Origin of the sequence: Nocardioides sp. (assembly GCF_964229035.1) — a bacterium.
Lineage (GTDB): Bacteria > Actinomycetota > Actinomycetes > Propionibacteriales > Nocardioidaceae > Nocardioides.
This window is the reverse complement of sequence record NZ_CAXRAZ010000054.1, coordinates 1-18,197: the sequence shown is the minus strand read 5'-3', so window position 1 is coordinate 18,197 and position 18,197 is coordinate 1. Positions and strand designations below refer to the sequence as shown.

Annotated in this window: 20 protein-coding genes and 2 pseudogenes; 11 read left to right on the top strand and 11 right to left on the bottom strand. The window is 71.9% G+C overall.

The features are described 5' to 3' along the window. From ACERUN_RS16600 to ACERUN_RS16585, 4 genes are all read left to right on the top strand, one after another. The coding region (locus ACERUN_RS16600) for an LLM class flavin-dependent oxidoreductase (RefSeq protein ID WP_370291152.1) at window positions 1–694 on the top strand (694 nt) is incomplete at its 5' end. 9 nt (window positions 695–703) lie between these two features. Then, on the top strand, window positions 704–1,429 hold the full coding sequence (locus ACERUN_RS16595) for a hypothetical protein (RefSeq protein WP_370291151.1): 726 nt from the start codon (window positions 704–706) through the stop codon (window positions 1,427–1,429). Between the two features lie 6 nt (window positions 1,430–1,435). Further along, window positions 1,436–2,095, top strand: coding sequence for a cytochrome c oxidase subunit 3 (locus ACERUN_RS16590; protein WP_370291150.1), 660 nt, complete (start codon window positions 1,436–1,438; stop codon window positions 2,093–2,095). Beyond that, complete coding sequence (locus ACERUN_RS16585) at window positions 2,092–2,391, top strand: cytochrome C oxidase subunit IV family protein (protein ID WP_370291149.1); 300 nt, start codon at window positions 2,092–2,094, stop codon at window positions 2,389–2,391. Before ACERUN_RS16590 ends, ACERUN_RS16585 begins: the two co-directional genes overlap by 4 nt. A 150-nt stretch (window positions 2,392–2,541) precedes the next feature. Here the strand turns inward: ACERUN_RS16585 and ACERUN_RS16580 are convergent. The 4 genes and pseudogenes from ACERUN_RS16580 to ACERUN_RS16565 form a co-directional block, all read right to left on the bottom strand. Next, window positions 2,542–2,868: pseudogene (locus ACERUN_RS16580) on the bottom strand (acyl-CoA dehydrogenase family protein); the annotation flags it as partial. A gap of 5 nt (window positions 2,869–2,873) precedes the next feature. After that, a pseudogene (locus ACERUN_RS16575) lies at window positions 2,874–3,128 on the bottom strand (acyl-CoA dehydrogenase family protein); the annotation flags it as partial. A gap of 96 nt (window positions 3,129–3,224) precedes the next feature. Beyond that, the gene (locus ACERUN_RS16570; RefSeq protein ID WP_370291148.1) at window positions 3,225–3,851 is read right to left on the bottom strand and encodes a flavin reductase family protein; all 627 of its coding nucleotides are present in this window, start codon (window positions 3,849–3,851) and stop codon (window positions 3,225–3,227) included. 48 nt (window positions 3,852–3,899) lie between these two features. Beyond that, on the bottom strand, window positions 3,900–4,340 hold the full coding sequence (locus ACERUN_RS16565; RefSeq protein WP_370291147.1) for a DUF5994 family protein: 441 nt from the start codon (window positions 4,338–4,340) through the stop codon (window positions 3,900–3,902). Window positions 4,341–4,518: 178 nt separating this feature from the next. Between ACERUN_RS16565 and ACERUN_RS16560 the strand changes: the two genes are divergently transcribed. Further along, on the top strand, window positions 4,519–5,292 hold the full coding sequence (locus ACERUN_RS16560) for a hypothetical protein (RefSeq protein ID WP_370291146.1): 774 nt from the start codon (window positions 4,519–4,521) through the stop codon (window positions 5,290–5,292). Window positions 5,293–5,307: 15 nt separating this feature from the next. On the opposite strand, the gene ACERUN_RS16555 is transcribed toward ACERUN_RS16560, so the two are convergent. Continuing rightward, window positions 5,308–6,228 (bottom strand): alcohol dehydrogenase catalytic domain-containing protein, encoded by a 921-nt coding sequence (locus ACERUN_RS16555; protein ID WP_370291145.1) that lies wholly within the window; start codon window positions 6,226–6,228, stop codon window positions 5,308–5,310. Window positions 6,229–6,378: 150 nt separating this feature from the next. On the opposite strand from ACERUN_RS16555, the gene ACERUN_RS16550 reads away from it, so the two are divergent. The 3 genes from ACERUN_RS16550 to ACERUN_RS16540 all read left to right on the top strand — a co-directional run bounded on the left by ACERUN_RS16550 (window position 6,379) and on the right by ACERUN_RS16540 (window position 10,159). Next, complete coding sequence (locus tag ACERUN_RS16550) at window positions 6,379–7,944, top strand: peptide chain release factor 3 (protein WP_370291144.1); 1,566 nt, start codon at window positions 6,379–6,381, stop codon at window positions 7,942–7,944. Window positions 7,945–8,039: 95 nt separating this feature from the next. Beyond that, the gene (locus ACERUN_RS16545; RefSeq protein WP_370291143.1) at window positions 8,040–9,470 is read left to right on the top strand and encodes a hypothetical protein; all 1,431 of its coding nucleotides are present in this window, start codon (window positions 8,040–8,042) and stop codon (window positions 9,468–9,470) included. Further along, complete coding sequence (locus tag ACERUN_RS16540; RefSeq protein WP_370291142.1) at window positions 9,467–10,159, top strand: ABC transporter ATP-binding protein; 693 nt, start codon at window positions 9,467–9,469, stop codon at window positions 10,157–10,159. Before ACERUN_RS16545 ends, ACERUN_RS16540 begins: the two co-directional genes overlap by 4 nt. On the opposite strand, the gene ACERUN_RS16535 is transcribed toward ACERUN_RS16540, so the two are convergent. Then, complete coding sequence (locus ACERUN_RS16535; RefSeq protein WP_370291140.1) at window positions 10,156–10,641, bottom strand: pyridoxamine 5'-phosphate oxidase family protein; 486 nt, start codon at window positions 10,639–10,641, stop codon at window positions 10,156–10,158. The genes ACERUN_RS16540 and ACERUN_RS16535 overlap by 4 nt on opposite strands. A 190-nt stretch (window positions 10,642–10,831) precedes the next feature. Between ACERUN_RS16535 and ACERUN_RS16530 the strand changes: the two genes are divergently transcribed. Both ACERUN_RS16530 and ACERUN_RS16525 read left to right on the top strand, forming a co-directional pair. After that, window positions 10,832–11,434 (top strand): hypothetical protein, encoded by a 603-nt coding sequence (locus tag ACERUN_RS16530; protein WP_370291138.1) that lies wholly within the window; start codon window positions 10,832–10,834, stop codon window positions 11,432–11,434. A gap of 203 nt (window positions 11,435–11,637) precedes the next feature. Next, the gene (locus ACERUN_RS16525; RefSeq protein WP_370291137.1) at window positions 11,638–12,708 is read left to right on the top strand and encodes a sodium-dependent bicarbonate transport family permease; all 1,071 of its coding nucleotides are present in this window, start codon (window positions 11,638–11,640) and stop codon (window positions 12,706–12,708) included. A gap of 139 nt (window positions 12,709–12,847) precedes the next feature. On the opposite strand, the gene ACERUN_RS16520 is transcribed toward ACERUN_RS16525, so the two are convergent. Beyond that, window positions 12,848–13,378 carry a hypothetical protein gene (locus ACERUN_RS16520; RefSeq protein WP_370291136.1) on the bottom strand — a complete coding sequence of 177 codons (531 nt, stop codon included), beginning with the start codon at window positions 13,376–13,378 and terminating at the stop codon, window positions 12,848–12,850. 264 nt (window positions 13,379–13,642) lie between these two features. On the opposite strand from ACERUN_RS16520, the gene ACERUN_RS16515 reads away from it, so the two are divergent. After that, complete coding sequence (locus ACERUN_RS16515) at window positions 13,643–15,148, top strand: APC family permease (RefSeq protein ID WP_370291134.1); 1,506 nt, start codon at window positions 13,643–13,645, stop codon at window positions 15,146–15,148. Between the two features lie 19 nt (window positions 15,149–15,167). Here ACERUN_RS16515 and ACERUN_RS16510 read toward each other — a convergent pair whose 3' ends face one another. The 4 genes from ACERUN_RS16510 to ACERUN_RS16495 form a co-directional block, all read right to left on the bottom strand. Then, entirely contained in the window at window positions 15,168–15,467 is a 300-nt protein-coding gene (locus ACERUN_RS16510; protein ID WP_370291133.1) for a hypothetical protein, read from the bottom strand. 215 nt (window positions 15,468–15,682) lie between these two features. After that, on the bottom strand, window positions 15,683–16,630 hold the full coding sequence (locus ACERUN_RS16505) for an esterase/lipase family protein (protein ID WP_370291132.1): 948 nt from the start codon (window positions 16,628–16,630) through the stop codon (window positions 15,683–15,685). Window positions 16,631–16,705: 75 nt separating this feature from the next. After that, window positions 16,706–17,725 carry an AbrB family transcriptional regulator gene (locus ACERUN_RS16500; protein WP_370291131.1) on the bottom strand — a complete coding sequence of 340 codons (1,020 nt, stop codon included), beginning with the start codon at window positions 17,723–17,725 and terminating at the stop codon, window positions 16,706–16,708. A gap of 100 nt (window positions 17,726–17,825) precedes the next feature. Next, window positions 17,826–18,197 (bottom strand): HNH endonuclease signature motif containing protein (locus tag ACERUN_RS16495; RefSeq protein ID WP_370291130.1); only part of this gene is annotated, 372 nt, incomplete at its 5' end.

Here is an 18,197-nt window from a genome sequence, read left to right as displayed (position 1 = left end):
GGTGTGGCGCCGCGAGCCGGTCGAGTTCCGCGGCAAGCACTACACGGTGCCCCTCACGAAGGACGACGGCGGCTCGGGGCTGGGCAAGCCGCTGAAGATCATCAACCACCCGGTGCGCTCGGAGATCCCGATCGCCGTGGCTGCGCTCGGAGCCAAGAACGTGGAGCTGGCGGCTGAGCTGGCCCAGGGCTGGCAGCCGCTGTTCTTCCACCCCGGCAAGGCGCAGCTGGCGTGGGGCGAGTCGCTCGAGGCGGGCTTCTCCCGGCGGGACCCCGCTCTGGGCGAGCTCGACATCCAGCTCCAGGTGAACTTCCACCTGGGGGCTCCGCCGCCGGAGGCGATGCAGGCGGTGCGCAACCAGCTGGCGCTCTACATCGGCGGCATGGGTGCCCGCGACAAGAACTTCTACAACCAGCTCGCCTGCCGCTACGGCTATGAGAGCGAGGCCAAGGAGATCCAGGACCTCTACCTGTCGGGCCAGAAGGCCGACGCCGCCTCCGCCGTGCCCGACGACCTCGTCGACGCGGTCACCCTCATCGGCGACGAGTCGTCGATCGGTCGACAGATCGAGGAGTTCCACGCCGCTGGCGTGCGGACGCTGCTCGTCAACCCGCTCGCGGCCTCGGACGCCGACAAGATCGCGCAGGTGGCGACCCTGGCCCGCCTCCTCGCGCCCGTCCCGACCCATCGCTGAGGAGATCCCATGGACACTCGCCGCCTTCTGAACCTCGCCGCCCTGGGCGGCCCTGCCGCCGTCGTCGTGACCCTGGCCGGATGGCTGGTCGCCGGCATGCTGCCGCTGCCGATCAGCCCCTCCGCCTCTCCGTCGGAGGTGCTCTCGTTCTTCACCGACCAGCCCGACCGGGTGATGGCGGGCTTCGTGCTCTCCTCGATCGGCGTCGTCCTCATGGCGCCGATGCTCGCGTTGATCTCGGTGCACATGCTGCGCATGGAGGGACGCGTCCCGATCCTCGCCTTCACGCAGATCCTGACCGCCGCCGTCACCGTGGTGGTCAACCTCTTCCCGCAGCTGATCTTCGCCGTCGGCGGGTTCCGCACCGATCGCTCGAGCGACACGATCGTCCTGCTCAACGACCTCGCCTGGCTGTTGCTGTTCACCGGCATCGCGCCGTTCATGATCCAGAACGTCGTCATCGGGCTTGCCGTGCTCAGGGATCCCGCCGGCGTCTTCCCGAGGTGGCTGGCCTACCTGAACTTCCTGGTCGCCTTCGCCTTCGTCCCCGACGTGCTGGCGTACTTCTTCACGACCGGCCCGTTCGCCTGGAACGGCGTCCTCGTGTTCTGGCTCGCCCTCACCGCCTACTGCGTCTTCCTCGTGGCGATGTCGTGGGCCTGCCGCCGCGCGAACCACCTGCTGCTCGCGCCCGCGCCCGCGCCGGCACAGCGTGAGCACGCCTCGGTCGCCTGAGCCGAGATGAGCACCGAGCCCGTCCTCGGGGAGCCCACCTTCCTCTGGGACGACGACCCCCCGGCACCTAGCCCGTCACCCGGCCCGGCGCCTGCTCGCGGCCCCACCGACGAGGAGCGGACGGGTGTGCCGGCCGAGCCGGGGCTGTGGATCTTCGTCCTCGGCGACATGACGATCTTCGGTGTCTTCTTCGTCGTCTTCGCCCACTACCTCGGCGAGGACAGGGCGGCGCTCAAGGCGTCCGCCTCCGCGCTGCACCAGCAGATCGGCGCCGTCAACACGCTGGTGCTGCTGGCGAGCTCGTACTTCATGGTGCGGGCCCTGCACGCCTACCGGGCAGGTTCGGCGCGGTTGCGAGCCGATCTCGGGTTCGTGCTCGTCGGGGGAGCGGTCTTCCTGACCGCCAAGGTCGCGGAGTACGCGCTGGTGCTGGCCGACGGGCACCGCCCGGGCACGGAGCTCTTCTTCACCCTCTACTTCGCCGTCACCGGGGTGCACCTGCTCCACGTGCTGATCGGCATGGCGCTCGTGGCGAGGTGGCGCGCGGTGTCGCTGCGGGGCCGGTCCGGGCGCATCTTCGCCGAGGGCGTGGCCGTCTACTGGCACATGGTCGACCTGCTCTGGGTCGTCATCTTCAACCTCGTCTACCTGGGGGCCACCACGTGAGCCGCGAGTGCGTGCCCGAGCTCGCGGCGGATGCCCGGGTGCCCCGTTCGGTGAGGGTGTTGTGCGCGGCGCTGATCGTCGTCACGGCGACGACGGTCTGGGTGGGCTCCGGCCATCCCGGCGCTTTCGGGGCCGCGGGCGCCTCGGCGACCCTCGTGGTCGTGGGCTTCGCCAAGGCGTGGGCGATCGGGTGGTGGTTCATGGAAGTCGGTTCCGCTCCGCGGGTGCTGCGCGGCCTGCTGGCGGTGTGGGCCGGGGGCTTCGCCACCGCCTGCGCGGTGCTCGTGCTGCGCTGACCCGCCGAGGCGGGCCGCCTCGGGCGGAGCACCCGCCGTGGAGGGCTACGTTGTGAGGCGCCGGGCTCGCGCGAAGCCGAACAGGCCGTAGGCCACCAGCCCGGCGCGGCCGGCGAGCGTGTCGCTGTGCGCGACGTGTCGGGCGGTCGATCATCCCGTGATGTCGCGCCCGATCAGCCGCCGCGCCACGATCCACTGCTGCAGCTCGTTGGCGCCCTCGAAGATCTCGAGGATCTTGGCGTCGCGGTACATCTCCTCGAGTCGCACCGCTTCGCCGGTCTCGCCGACCTGGCGGGCGAAACCGACGGCGCCGTGGATCTGGATGGCCTCGCGCACCAGGTCGTTGGCCAGCCGGGTGCCGTAGGCCTTGGCCATCGCGGCCTCGGGCTCGGCGGTGGCATCGCCGCGATCGAGCAGGGTGGCGGCCTTCTGGTAGAGGTTGCGGGCGCACTCGAGCTCGGTGGCCCGTTGTAGACGCCGGCGAGCGACGACGACTCGTCGGCGATCTCCTCGGTCACCGTGCCCACGCTGAGCGTCGGGTGCTCGGTGTCGGAGAACGGCAGGCCGAACAGGCCGTCGGAGGCCAGGCCGCGGAAGGCCTCCCACGGGAAGCTGTCGGCCGACTCCTCGCGGCTGCCGATTTCACGCGCCACCGGGGCGAGGTGCTGCGCCACCGAGGCGCGGGCCCGCGCGCGCAGCTCGATGACCTCGTCGGGCAGGTGGAGGTCGTGCGACATGCGGTCCTGCATGCGGGCGACGGCGAGCGACGAGGGGGCGGCGGGGGAGGCGAGTGTCGGCATGGGGGCGCTCGGAGCGCGCCGCCGTCCTGTCGGTCAGTCGCCCTCGGGCGGTGCTTGTGGCCGGTCGACGGCGATGACCGTGGGCGGGCGGCCCCATTCGTTGCGCCCGAGGCGGGAGAGGGGCTGCAGGGCGTCGAACCGCGGGTGGGTGCCGTCGAGCGCGGACTCGTGCACGGTGATCGCGCAGACCGTGCCGAGCACCAGCCAGGAATCGCCGAGCTCCACGACCGAGTGCAGGCGGCACTCGATCGATGCGGGTGAGGCGGCCACGCGCGGGGGTGCGACCTTCTCGCTCGGTTCCATCGCGATGGCGAGTGCCTGCGCCTCGTCGACGTCGGCGTCGTAGGGCGCGGAGCTGTCGTTGACCTGGTCGAGGAGGTGCTCGGGGGCGAGGCTGATGGTGAACTCGCCGGTCTGCTCGATGTTGCGCAGGGTGTCCTTGCGCCCGACCGAGGTGAATTGAACGATCGCGGGGTTTGCGCAGGAGACGGTGAAGAACGAGTGCGGTGCGAGGTTGCCGACGCCGTCGGAGGAGACGGTGGAGATCCAGGCGATGGGGCGGGGCACCACGATCGCGGTGAGCAGCTGGTAGGCCGTGGTGCCGAGTGAGTCGGCGGTCTCGGCGTTCTCGATGTCGAAGATCCTGCGCGGGGTGGCCATGTGGATCGAGGCTAGCCGCCGACCCACGCCGGGTCGGCGGCTCGGTGGTCAGGCCGGGTTGGGCAGCGGCAGCCCGGCGTCCTCGAGCAGGCGGAGTGCGGAGTGCGCGTTGTGGTCGCTGGTGGCGGCGTCCATCAGCGACTCCGCGATCGCTGCCGGGGTGCCCGGCGGGATCACCAGCAGGTGGCGCCGGGTGTGGTCGCTCATGAGGGCGACGAGCAGGTGGGTGTCGTCGTCCGGGAAGGTGCCGAGCTTGACGGAGCCGCGCGTGGTGCCGGCGCGACGCACCGGTGCGCGCCAGTCCGGCGTCGAGTAGAGCACGCGCATGATGCGGCCGAGCTCGACGGGGAAGTGGTCGACGAGGACGCCGACCTCGACCGCGAGATCGTCCGAACGCGGCCACCAGGCGCCGTCCAGGGGCAGGCGGGGACGGTCGTGCCGCACCGCCAGGCGCAGGTCGGTGGGGGATGAGGGGTTCGGCGTCGACATGACGCACGCCTTCCGTGCTGCGCGGGCCTCGATCGGAGAGCGAGCCCGTGGCAGCGGGGTTGACCTGCGACGTTACGCCTGTCGGTGCTGGCGGACGAATGCCGGCGAAGTGTCCTAGGATCCCGGGCACCCACCAGCCTCCGCGGTCGGGTCCCGACTGAACCCCCGGGGAGTTCCCGTGCTTCTGCGACGACCCCTCGTCCTCGCCGTCCTCCTGCTCGCGTTCGTGTGCTCTGCGTGTTCCACCGTCCCGGAGACGTCGGCTGACACCCGGAAGGCCGCGCGCTCGGACACCGCCTCCGCGTCCGAGGAGGCCGAGACCGGCCTCATCCTGACGGAGGGGACCAGGAGCAACAGGCTGTCGAGGGCTCTCGCGCCCAGCAATCAGAGGACGGTCAAGACCCTCACGAAGGCCTACTCGCCAGAGGTTGCGGCCCTGGTGCTCGAGCGCTCGGACGCCTACCTGAAGGACGTCTACCTCAAGCAGGACCGCTTCGACTACTCGTCGCGCTACGCCCTCCCGCAGTCGGACCTCGATGCCATCGCTGACGTCACGAGCCCCGCCTCCTACGCACGTTTCCTTGCCGCCGCGCGACGTCTTGACGCGTACGCCACCGACACCTTCGAGGCCTTCGAGAAGTGGACCGCGAGCGGTCGATCCGAGGCCGACTTCGTCCCGCCGGCGGCCCCGAAGACGGCCGGCGAGGACTTGGGCACCCTGGGGGGCTTCATCGCCTTGCCTGGTGACGGACCCGTGACCTACCTGCAGAAGAAGGTGACCGTCTACGAGCCGGAGGGCGACCCGAGGTGGCGGGGCCAGATCGTCGTCCACTACGAACTTCTGGGTGGTGCGCCTCAGCACCGGCTCGACTACTACATGGGGTGGAAGGCCATCGACGGCGCGCTGAAGTTCGCCGCCGAGTACTGGGAGCTGAAGGACCTCGATTCCTGACGTCGGTCGGCGCCCTCAGCCGCGCACGGTGAGGACGATCTTCCCGCCGCCGCCCTCGGCCAGCTCGTGCGCCCGCTGGGCGTCGTCGAGCGTCACGACCTGGTCGACCCGCGGGGTCCAACCGCCGGCGCGGCCCACGGCGGCGGCGCGGTCGAGCAGGTCGGAGTCGTTGCGCGCGTTGACGCTGAGCGCGCCCAGGCGGGCCGCGCCCTCGGTGTCGACCACGGTGACGACGCGCGCGGCGTCGCCGACGATGTCGACCAGCGCGGGCAGCGAGTCGGACGGCGCGGAGTGGAAGGCGGCGTCGACGCTGCCGGGGGCGAGCTCGGCGATGCGGCCGGCCAAGCCTTCGCCGTAGGTGGTGGCCAGCGCCCCGAGCGCGCGCAGGTGCTCCTGGTTGGCCTGGCTGCCGGTGCCGATCACGGTGGCGCCCGCGGCGAGCGCCAGCGCCACGGCGGCGGTGCCGACGGCACCCGAGGCTCCCTCGACCAGCAGCGTCGTGCCGTCGAGCGAGCCGCCCGCGAGGTTCGCCAGTGCGTCGAGGGCCGCCTGGGCGGTGGATGCGGCGAGGCCCGCCGCGGCGGCCTGCTCCGTCGTCCACTGCTCGGGGACGACGCTCCACGCGGTGAGCACCGCGTACTCGGCTGTGGTGTCGGCCAGGCCGCCGAGCCCGAAGACCACGTCGCCCACCTGCACGCCCTCGACGCCGTCGCCGACCTCGTCGACGACGCCGACGGCATCGCGACCGGTGATGGCCGGGAGCTCGAGCGGCACGGCGTCCTTCAGGCGGCCACTGCGCAGCAGGAAGTCGATGGGGTTGACGCTCACGGCCTGCACCGCGATGCGCACCGACCCGGGGACGGCGTGGGGCTCGGGGGCGTCCTCGACGACGAGGACGTCGGGGGCGCCGTAGGAGTGATAGCGGGCTGCGCGCATGGGGGTCTCCTGAGGGACGTCGCGGCGGATCTCGACCGCATCCCCGAGCGTAGGTCGGTGCCGATGCGGGCCACTGCTGTCCGGGTCGTCGCGGACGGGCCGCCTCTCGCCGAGGCCCGGTTGCGCGCCTGTTGCGGGTAAATTCGACCGGTGCCCGACACCCGTCCCCGTCGAACGTTCGCCGTCATCAGCCACCCCGACGCGGGAAAGTCGACCCTCACCGAGGCCCTCGCCCTCCACGCGCGCGCCATCAACGAGGCCGGCGCCGTGCACGGCAAGGGCGATCGCCGCGCCACCGTGTCGGACTGGATGGCGATGGAGAAGGCGCGCGGCATCTCGATCACCTCGGCCGCGCTGCAGTTCGCCTACCGCGACCACGTGGTCAACCTCGTCGACACCCCCGGCCACAGCGACTTCTCCGAGGACACCTACCGCGTGCTCTCGGCCGTCGACTCCGCGGTCATGCTGGTCGACGCGGGCAAGGGCCTGGAGCCGCAGACGCTCAAGCTCTTCCGGGTCTGCGCCCTGCGCGGCATCCCCGTCATCACGGTCATCAACAAGTGGGACCGCCCCGGCCTCTCCGCGCTCGGGCTGATGGACCTCATCCAGGAGAAGATCGGCCTGCGTCCCACGCCGCTCACCTGGCCGGTGGGCGAGGCGGGCGACTTCCGCGGCGTCCTCGACCGGCGCACGGGCGAGTTCGTGAAGTACACCCGCACCGCCGGCGGCGCGACCCGCGCGCCCGAGCGGCGCATCGCGCCCGGGGACGTCGAGGAGGCCGACGCGCTGCCCTGGGCCACCGCGGTGGAGGAGCACGAGCTGCTCAGCCTCGACGAGGCCGACCACGACCAGGCCCAGTTCCTCGCTGGCGCCACTACGCCGGTGATGTTCGCCTCCGCGCTGCAGAACTTCGGCGTCGCGCAGCTGCTCGACCTGCTGCTCGACCTCGCCCCCGCACCGCGCGACACCGAGGGCGTGGACGGCGCCGTGCGCGAGGTCGACGACGAGTTCAGCGCCTTCGTCTTCAAGGTCCAGTCGGGCATGAACTCCTCGCACCGCGACCGGCTCGCCTACGCCCGCGTCGTGTCGGGCACCTTCGAGCGCGGCATGGTCGTCACCCACGCCGGCACCGGCCGCCCCTTCGCCACGAAGTTCGCGCAGGCGGTCTTCGGTCGCGAGATGACGTCGGTCGAGACCGCCCAGCCCGGCGACATCATCGGCCTGGTCAACGCCAACGCGCTGCGCGTGGGCGACACGATCTACACCGGCGATGCGATCGAGTACCCGCCCGTGCCGAGCTTCGCGCCCGAGCACTTCGTCACCGCCAGCGCCGGCGACATCGGGCGCTACAAGCAGTTCCGCCGCGGCATCGAGCAGCTCGACCAGGAGGGGGTCGTCCAGGTGCTGCGTTCGGACCTGCGCGGCGACCAGAACCCCGTGCTCGCGGCGGTCGGTCCGATGCAGTTCGAGGTGGTCGAGGACCGCATGGTCAACGAATTCAACTCGCCCATCCGCTTCTCGCGCCTCGACTACCAGGTCGCTCGGCGCACCGACGCCGACGGCGCCGCAGCCCTCGCCGGCGTGCGCGGTGTGGAGGTGCTGCAGCGCAGCGACGGCACCTACCTCGCGCTGTTCGTCGACCAGTGGCGCGCGGGCAAGACCGCGCGCGACCTGCCCGACATCATGCTCGAGGCGCTGCCCGCCGGCGGCGGCTGAGCGAGGCGGACCGGCTCCTTGAGCGAAAGGCCGACCTGCGCGCTCGACACTGGCTAGATTCCCCATCGCCCACCCACGAGCGACGGGAGCCGACGGTGCCGCCACCAGGTGATCCGCGCGGACGACGCGTCGCCGGCGCGCTGCTCGCGGCTGCCGGGCTGGTGGGCGTCGTCCTGGCCGGGGTGGTGCTGGCGCTGGGCGGGTCGGCTGACGTGCTGGGCCCGACCGAGGTCTCGCCCCAGCCGGGTTTCGTGCCGGGGGCGGTCGACGCGCTGGTGGCGATCGTGCGGGCGGTGCGTGCCGTCGCCCCGTTCGCGGCCCTGCTCGGCCTCGCCGTGTTCTTCGCGACCTGGTCGCTCGGCGCACTCGACCGTCGACGCCGCCTGGTGGCCCGCCTCGCCCGGATCGAGTACTCCGGCATCGACCGGGTCAGCGGGCGCGAGTCGCCGCGCGGCCCGGCGCGATGGGTCCGTCGGCAGGTGCGGGGCACGGGTCTCGCGGTGCTCGCCATCGTGCTGGTGGGGGCCACCTCGGGCATCGAGAACGAGGTCACCAACGGTCCGCTGCGCCCGGTGGAGGCGCTGACCGACACCCTCGCCGACGGGCGCCCGGTCACCTTCGTGCTGCAGGGCCCGGACATCACCTTCATGGACGACAGCGCCATCGAGGTTGCGCGCATGGGCGACCTCGTCGACGACGCTCCGTTCCCGATGATCCCCTTCGGCAAGCACCTGTTCAACCTCGACGGGAAGTCGGCGCTGCAGCTCAGCATCCCCGACGCCGTCTTCGCGCGGCTGAGCGGTGAGGCGGTCTCCTCGACCTGCGTCGGACGCACCGTGCTGGTCGACGACACGGTGGGTAGCGAGGTGGGCGAGACCATCAGCCTCAACGGCACGCGGCTCCGGGTGGCCGGGGTGCTCGACGGCGTGGCCCAGATGAACCGCAGCATCGCGATCCTGGCCGACTCGACCGCGCGCGACTGCGTGCTGCACGGCACCAGCTCGGCCTTCTTCGGCGCGATCGCCCTCACCGGCGACCGCGACGCGGTGGACGACGTCCTCGTGCGCGCGCAGGTCGAGGCGAGCGCCGTCACCGAGGCGCACTTCCTCGAGGAGAACCGCGACTTCTGGCGGGCGAACGCGACCCCATTGATCCTCCAGCTGATCCTCTACCTGGCCCTGTTCTCCGGGTTCGCCGCCGCGGGGGAGCGACAGTCGGCTCTCCAGCGCAACATCCGCGAGATCGGCATGCTCAACGCCACCGGCGTCGACTTCCGCGCCCTGCAGGCCATCGAGATGCGTCGCGCCCTGTCGATCACCGTGCGGGCCACCGTGATCGCCGCGCCCCTCATGGTGCCGGTGGCCGCTGCCTTCAACGCCAGCGAGCTCGGCGTCCAGATCGGGGTGGGGCTGGTCGAGGTGTCGGTGGGCTTCAGCATCACTCTGGTCGCGATGCTCGCGGCGTCACGGCGCGCGCTGTCGCAGTTCCGGCGCCGCCTCGACCTGCCGATGGCGGTGAAGGGATGATCACCGCCCGCGCAGTCGCGAAGTCCTACCTCGGTGTCGAGGTGCTCCACGACGTCGACCTCCACGTGCCGGCCGGCTCGTTCGCCCTCCTCACCGGCCCGTCCGGCTCCGGCAAGACGACGCTGCTCAACCTCCTCGCTGCGCTCGACGCCCCCGACGGCGGCAGCATCCGCGTCGACGACACCGAGGTCACCGCCCTGCGGGGGCGTCAGCGTGCGCGCCACCGCGCCCGCCACGGCCACGTCTTCCAGCGCTCGGGGCTGTTGGCGGGCCTGACGCTGCGCGAGAACATCGAGGCCGCGCACCTCCTCGCGGGCCACCCGGTCGATCTCGAGTGGGTAGACCACCTCGCCGAGCGGCTGGGCGTGCGCGCGCTCCTCGACGTCACCGCCAGCCGGGTCTCCGGGGGCCAGGGGCAGCGCGCCGCGCTCATCCGCTCGCTCGCGCACCGCCCGCCGCTGCTGTTCGCCGACGAGCCCACGGCCTCGCTGGACACGGCCTCGAAGCACACCATCCACGAGGTGCTCCGCGAGGTCGTCGCCAACGAGGGGACGACGGTGCTGATGGTCTCGCACGACGCGATCAGCCTCGACTACGCCACCGACGTGACGCGGCTGGTCGACGGCGGGGTCGAGTCCGATGCGGAGGCGACCGGCGAAGCAGAGTCGTCGCGGCGAGAGGCGCCCTAGGGCCGCAGCGAGCCGTGGTCGGCGTCCAAGGTGTCGCCGGTGACCTTCGCCTTGACGAAGCTCAGCAGCGAGGCCACGCGGCTGCCGGGGGTGTCCCAGTACTCCGCCTGTTCGATGTCGAAGCGCAGCAGGACGGCGTTCGGGTCCTCGGGCCCCTCCGGCATCCAGGCCTCGGCGAGCGTCGTCCACAGCTCCTCGAGTCGCGCGGTGTCATCGATGATCTCGGCGCGGCCGGTCAGCGCGACCCAGGAGTCGCGGGCCGAGAAGGTCAGCGTGGCGCGGGCCTCGGCGTCCACTGCCGCCGCGTGCCGGGTGTCGCGGCCGGTGATGAACCAGAGGGTGTCGCCGGGTTCGATGTCCTGACGCGCCATCGGGATGCTGCGGGGACCCTCGGGGCCGTAGGTGGTGAGCATGCCGATCGACATGCCGTCGAGCAGGTCGGCGAGCTTCTGCTGCTCCGGTGTGCGGTCGTTCGAGGTCATTGGTCTCCTCCGCGCTGGCTTCGTGGGCGTGTTCGAACGTGGTCGCTGCGCGGTACCCGTCGCCATACCGTGCTGTGTGAGCCATACGACGGCGGTGCGCGGGGGATCGGTGGGCGCGATCGGGGCACCACGCTCGGTGAGCGCTTGTACCGGACGACGTCCGGGGCGAAGAGACGAAAGGGCCGACGCCATGGCCACCCACAACGACGTGAACTCCACCGACCGCAAGGCCGTGATCGCTCGCGAGAAGGAGCGTTTCGGCGGCGTGAAGATCGGCTCCGCCTTCTTCGGTTGGCTCAGCGCCACCGGTCTGGCGGTCATCCTCACCGCGCTGGTCGCGGCCGCGGGCGCCGGCGTCGGCGTCGGGCTCGTCTCGAGCGCCTCCGAGCTCACCGACGCCGCGCGCAGCAACGGCGTCAGCACCGAGGAGATCGGCTGGTTCGGCGTCATCCTCGTGCTCGTCGTCGTGCTGATCTCCTACTACGCCGGAGGCTACGTCGCGGGCCGCATGGCGCGCTTCGACGGCGCCAAGCAGGGCATCGCGGTGTTCGGCTGGAGCGTCGTGACCTCGGTCGTGCTCGCCGTGCTCGGTGCGGTGGCCGGTGCGAAGTACGACGTGCTCGACAACCTCAACGTCTTCCCCCGCATCCCCGGCTCGCTGAGCGACCTCACCCTGCAGGCCGGCGTCGTGCTGGTCGGCGTCGTGGTCGCTGCCGCCGTGGGCGCCGTGCTCGGCGGCATCGCCGGCATGGCCTACCACCGCCGTATCGACATCGAGGGCCTCGGTCGCTGACGCCGACCCCCTGCCCGACGCGAGCGGCCGGTCACCCACGGGGGTGACCGGCCGTTCGTCGTCCTCGGAGCGCGACGTGCGCTCGCTCACATCGCCAACACCAGAAGTGAATTGCCGGTATTGTTCTTCCTGTTGTGGCCTCCCCGGCCGCCGCCGGGAGGTGGTGCGCGGATGCCTGATCCCCCGCCTCCCGAGGAGCCCCCATGGACCTGGATGCCCTGAAGAACCTGACCGATCCGGTCATCCTCTTCTTCGCCGTCGGACTGTTCGCCGGCGCCGTGCGCTCGAACCTCGAGATCCCGCCGGCCGTCGCCAAGTTCCTCTCGCTCTACCTGCTCATGGCGATCGGCTTCAAGGGCGGCCAGGCGCTCGGTGCCACAGGCCTGACCGGCGACGGCCTGACGGTGCTCGGTCTCGCCCTCCTGCTCGCCGTGGTGATCCCGCTGATCGGCTACCGCGTCCTGCGGCTGCGCATCGGCGCCTTCGACGCCGCCGCCATCGCGGCCACCTACGGGTCGGTCAGCGCGGTCACCTTCATCGCCGCCTCGCAGTACGCCATCTCGCGCGGCGACGAGCCGGGCGGCCACATGGCTGTGGCGCTGGTGCTGATGGAGAGCCCCGCCATCGTGATGGCCGTCGTGCTCGCCGGGTGGGCGCGCTCGCAGTCGCGGGCCGCCGCGCGCGCCGAGGTGCCGGTCGCCGTCGGTGCCGGGGGCGCCTCCGGCCCTGTGGACGACGCGCGAGCGTCGTCCACCGCGGGGGGCGAGGAGGCTGCCGGCGAGGCGCCGGGGCTGGGCGCGGTGCTGCGCTCCTCGTTCACCGAGGGCACCTTCCTGCTGCTCGTCGGCTCGCTTGTGGTGGGTGTGGCCTCGGGCCCCGCGGGCGGCGAGACGATGAGCCCGCTGGTGGTCGATCTCTTCAAGGGGCTGCTGGCCTTCTTCCTGCTCGACCTCGGTCTGGTGGTGGCCCGGCAGATGCGCGAGGTGCGCGGCATCTCCCCGTTCCTCGTCGGCTTCGCCCTGGTGATGCCGCTCGTGGGCGCCTCGCTGGCGCTCGGTCTCGGCTCGCTGGCGGGCCTGTCGGTGGGCGACCTGACGCTGCTCACGGTGCTCGCGGCGAGCGGCTCCTACATCGTGGTGCCGGCGGTCGCGCGCTACGCGATCCCCGAGGCCCTGCCCTCGCGCTACCTGACGATGGCGCTCGCCATCACCTTCCCGTTCAACATCGTCGTGGGCATCCCGCTCTACCACTCGCTGGCGGGCGTGCTCGCCTGAGCCCGCCTCGGACGTCGACGCCGCCTCACCGGGGCGGGCCTCGGCCGTCACCGGTGCGATCGTGCCGGTGGACTGCGGCGCCGGTGCCTGATCACCCCGTCCTGCCCGCGGCCCGACGCCACCCCGGCGGCACGGATGCTCAGGTGAGAGCCCACGGGTCCTCGCGGCGCCATAGCGTCGGCATCGCGAGGCGCATCCCGTCGTCCACGGCCGACTCGGTGAGCACTCGCGTAGTCACGTCGAGGTCATCGCCGGCGTAGGGCAGGGCGCGCAGCGGCCGGTCGAGGCCGCGGAAGAAGTCGTCCCAGTGCGTGAGGACGACGCCCCGCGCCCCGACCGCCCGCACGGTGTGGGCCCAGTAGTCGGTCAGGTAGGTGCGGGGAAGCAGGCCGAGCTGGCCCACGCCGAGGTAGGCCACCTCCGCCTCGCGGCCCGCCAGGGCGTCCGGCACGAAGCCGGCGCTGCCCTGCACGGGGAGGCTGCGCCCACTGTCGTGGCGCACGAGGATCGACCACGCCTCTCCGCAGCGGTACGCCGAGGCGCGGGCCGGCGGCACCACCGGAGCCTCGATGACGCCCGGGTAGCGATCGGGCGGGCAGTGGCTCGACTCGATCCAGGTCAGCTCCCACGCCCCGAAGCGCACCGCCTCCCCGTGGACGACGACCCGCACCTGCCCCGCCGGCAGACCCGCACCGCGCTGTCGTCGTCCTCGAGGAGGAGGGTGGAGACGCCGACGAAGGTCACGGCGACCTCGCTGCGGCCCTCGACGGCCGGCGGGACGTCGAACGGCACCGGCTGGTCGGCGAGCGAGGGACGTCCGGGCTTGAACCTCGACAGGTGCTCCTCCATCTCGGGCGGCGGTGCGAGGCCGGGGTGGCCGGGATGGCCGGGTGCGACGGGTATGTGTCGAAGGTAACGGGATAACGTCGAGCGAATGAGCGACGGCGGAACCTGGAAGCGCCTGGTGCGCACCAAGGACATCGACACGGTCGTCCACCAGAACGAGGACGTTCCGGAGGGCGAGCACAGCGGGCTGGCGAAGCGGCTGTCGCTCACCGACCTGATCGGGTTCGGCGTCGGCATCGTGATCGGCACCGGCATCTTCACCCTCACCGGCGTGCAGGCGAAGACCAACGCCGGCCCGGCGATCGTCATCTCGTTCGCCATCGCGGGTCTCGTCGCGATGCTCGCAGCGCTCTGCTACGCCGAGCTCGCGGCCGCGGTGCCGACCGCGGGGTCGTCCTACACCTACGCCTACGCCACGATCGGCGAGGTCTTCGCGTGGATCATCGCCTGGGACCTCATCCTCGAGTTCGCGCTCGGTGCGGCCGTCGTGGCCCGCGGCTGGTCGGGCTACCTGCAGGACTCCTTCGGGCTGCCGATGGCCTTCTTCGGCGAGGAGGACTCGGTGGTCAACATCGGCGCGGTGGCGATCGTGGCGATCCTCACCGTGATCGCGGCACTCGGCATCCGTGAGAGCAAGGTCGTCACGAACCTGCTCGTCGTCCTCAAGGTGAGCATCGTCGTGTTTGTCATCGTGGTCGGCGCCTTCTTCGTCAAGGCCTCCAACCTCACGCCCTTCGTGCCCGAGCAGCAGTCGGGTGAGAACCTCAGCGAGCTGCGCCAGCCGCTGTGGCAGTGGATCAGCGGCGTCGACGCCACCACCTACGGCGTCACCGGCATCCTCGTGGCCGCCGCGGTGGTCTTCTTCGCCTACAGCGGCTTCGAGGCGGTGGCCAACCTCGGTGAGGAGACCAAGAACCCCGCCAAGGACATGCCCCGCGGCCTCATCGGCACCCTCGCCATCTGCACCGTGCTCTACATGCTCGTGTGCCTCGTCCTGGTGGGCATGGTGAAGTACGTCGACCTCAGCGAGGGCGCCCCGATCTCCAACGCCTTCGACCAGGTCGGGCTCGGCTGGGCCAAGGTGCTCGTCGGCATCTCGGCCGTCGCCGGCCTGACGTCGGTGATGCTCGTCGAGCTCGTCACCGTGGGGCGCATCATCTTCGCGCTCAGCCGCGACGGCCTGCTGCCCGAGGCGATCGGCCGCATCGATCCCAAGCGGCAGACCCCGGTGCGCGCCACGGTGGCCACCGGCGTCCTCATCGCCCTGCTCGGCGCGTTCGTGCCGCTGGGTGCGCTCGCTGAGATGGTGTCGATCGGGACGCTCTTCGCGTTCCTCGTGGTCGCCATCGCCGTGATCGTGCTGCGCCGCACGAAGCCCAAGCTCGAGCGCCCGTTCCGCACCCCCCAGGTGCCCTGGCTCCCGGCGCTCTCCGCGCTCACCTGCGTCGGGCTGATGACCAACCTCGCGGTGGAGACGTGGCTGCGGTTCCTCGTGTGGCTCGCGGCCGGCGTCGCCATCTACTGGTTCTACGGGCGCCACCACGCCCGGCTCGACCGCGAGCCGGAGACGGCCGGCCCGAGCCTCGGCTCGTAGCGTCCAGCGGCCGCGAGCCTCAGCTGCGCGGGAACAGCCGGGCGAGGGCCGCGTCGGTGAGCGGGGTGTTGCACGTCGTGGCCGGGATGACGACCACCAGGTTGTAGCCACCGCCCGGCGGGAGGTCCTCGCTCGGCTGGAACCGCGCCGGCAGCATGCGGCACGGCTCGTGCAGGCGGGCGACGTCCTTCTTCGCCGGGGCGGGGGTGCCCGCCTGGCTCGAGCCTGTGGGCGTGGGCGGGAGCGGCTGCGGCAGCGGGCTCGCGGACGGCGCCGCCAGCAGGGTCGCCGCGACGGCGGCGATGCCGATGGCGTTCATCGAGCGTCACCGCGGTCACTGCGCGGGGGTGCGGTCTGCTGCTGGGTGGTGGTCACGTCCTTCCCGTTCGGGGCGCCGCGGGCGTGATTGAGCGCCGGAGCGGTCGCCGTGTCGCGTCCGCGCTGGTCACCCGCCGTGGGCTGTTGTGGCTACAGCGGTGAGCGGGTGGTCCCGCGGACCCCTGCCCGGATCGGCTCGGCTCGTCGCCGGCCGGGTCAGAGTGCCGGGCCGTACCCGGAGCACGTCGGTCGGAAGGACGACGGCCCGCCCGCGAGCGCGTTGAGCGTGAGCTGCAGCGTGGGCTCGTCGAGGAACAGGCCGACGTGGCCGACGCGGTCGCCGGGGCAGTAGTTCTGCACGACGAGGTTGCGCGTGCCGGGGATGGACTGGCTGGCGTACGGCGTGACGACGGTGTCGTAGCGCGTCTGGATCGTGACGTAGTCGGGGCCCGCGGGCACGGTGTGGTCGGCCAGGAAGCGCGTCATGAACGCGCTGCCGCGCGCCTGGTCGGTCACTCCGGGCGCCTGCAGGAACGCGGCGAAGGTCTCGGCGAATCCGAGCACCCCGAGCGCGCTCGCCAGACTGGCGAGGCCGCTCAGTGTGGTGCCGTTCTGGCTGCCGCCCCAGCTGATGTAGTCGTCGACCTTCGAGGCGCCGCCGGACTTGATGTAGGCGTAGGCGATGAGTCCGCCCTGGCTGTGGCCGACCACGTCGACCTTGGCCGACCCGGTGGCCGCGCGGACGCGGTCGACGAAGCGGCCGAAGGACGCCACCGAGTTCGTGACCGCCCCGAGCCCGCCGATGCGACCGAGGGAGGTGGCGGTCAGGCCGTAGTTCTCGGCGAACACGCAGTAGCCCTGATTGAGCAGCCGGGGCGCGAGCTTCACGAAGTTCGAGCCGAGGTTCACGAAGGTTGCGTGCTCCAGGATCACCGGCTGCGGGTGGGCGGCGCTGGGTCGGCACGACCAGTCGTTGACGCCCGGCAGCGACGCCGGGCTGACGACGAAGTTCGCGATCGCCGTGCCGATCCCGCCCTCGCGGTACGCCGTCGTCGAGGACGACGCGGCGTCGGCGGGTGCGATCGGTGCGGTGACGCCGGCGGCCACCGCCAGGCCGAGGCTGGCGGCGACGGTGCAGGTGATGCTGCGGATGAGGCGCTTCATTGTTCCCTCCCGAGAGTGCTGCGCACCTCGAGTGACGTGCGCCACACGATGATGGCACGTCGTCCCGACGGATCGTCAGGCTCTGCGTGAGCCTCGCGCGAGCCAGCGGGCGAGCGCGGGCGTGAGCGCGAGGATCACCAGCAGCCGGCACAGCTGCACCGCCAGCACGTAGGTGACGTCGGAGCCGGTGTCGGCGGCGGTGGAGAGCACCGCGAACAGTCCGCCCGGCGTGGTGGCGAGGTAGGCGGTGAGACCGTCGACCGGGGTCAGCCACGCGAGCAGCGCCCCTGTCGCCGCGGTCAGCACGATGACCGCCACGATCAGCCCGAGCGCCGTCGGCAGGAGGCGGGCGATGCTGGCGAGCGACGCCCGGGTGAAGCGGAGTCCGACCTGCACGCCGATGAGGGCGAAGGCCACCCACTCCACGAAGGTCGGCACCTGCGGGCGCCCCAGCCAGCCGCTGACGCTGAGGCCGACCGCCACCGCGAGCGGCAGCAGCAGGGTCGCGGTGGGCGCGGGGACGAATCGTGCGAGCACCAGCCCGATCGCCACCGCCGCGATCGTGAAGGCGAGGTCGCGGGGGAGTCCGGCGTCCATCGGTGGGAGGCCGCCGCGGCCCGACGGCGGCCGGAAGACGAGAGCCGCCACCAGCGGCATCGTCATCAGCACCACGAGCACCCGCAGGTACTGCACCACCGTCACCACCCGGTCGTCGGCGCCCAGCTCGCGGGCGATGGCGACCACGCCCGACGCGCCCCCTGCGATGAGCGAGAAGACGCCGGTCACCAGCGAGACGTCCCGCCGCAGGCTCAGCGCCCATCCGGCGGCGAGGGAGATGGCGAGGGTGGCGAGCAGCACGGCGCCGATGGGCACGGCGTCCTCGCCCATGCGGCGCAGCGCCGGCAGGCTCACGGCCGCGCCGATCGTCACCCCGATCACCGCCTGGGCCGCCCGGTAGGCCAGCGCGGGGAGCTCGAGGACGGTGGGGGAGGTGAGGGCCTGCGTGATGCCCGCCAGCAGGGAGGCGAAGAGCACGGCCGACGGCAGACCCACCCACGTGAATCCGGCGCTGAGGACGACGGTCAGCCCCGTCACCAGCGCGGCTGATCGGAGGACGCTCCGCTCGCCTGCCGTCGCCTCGCCCACTTCTCGACTCTGGCACGCGGCTGGTCGATGGCAGTGCGCGGCTGCCGGTCTAGGGGTGTCGGTGGAAGCGGATTCGTCCGTCGGGTTGTCGTCGCCAGTGGTAGCGGGGCTCGTGGAAGAGGTGGTGGTGGCGGTTGCAGGCGGGGACGCCGTCGGTGAGGTTGGTGTGACCGCCATCTGCCCAGGGCTTCAGGTGGTGGATCTCGGTCCAGGCGACGGGGATGTCGCAGCCCTCGGCCACACACGACCGATGTCGGGCTTTGATCAACGTTCGCTGGACGCCGGTGAACAGTCTGCGGGTTCTGCCGGCGTCGAGGATCTGCCCGGCGCCTGAGAGGACGACGGGCAGGATGCCTGCGTTGCAGGCCAGACGCCTGGTTTCGGTGGCGGTGAGGTCGTGTTCGGTGTGGGTGAGGATGCT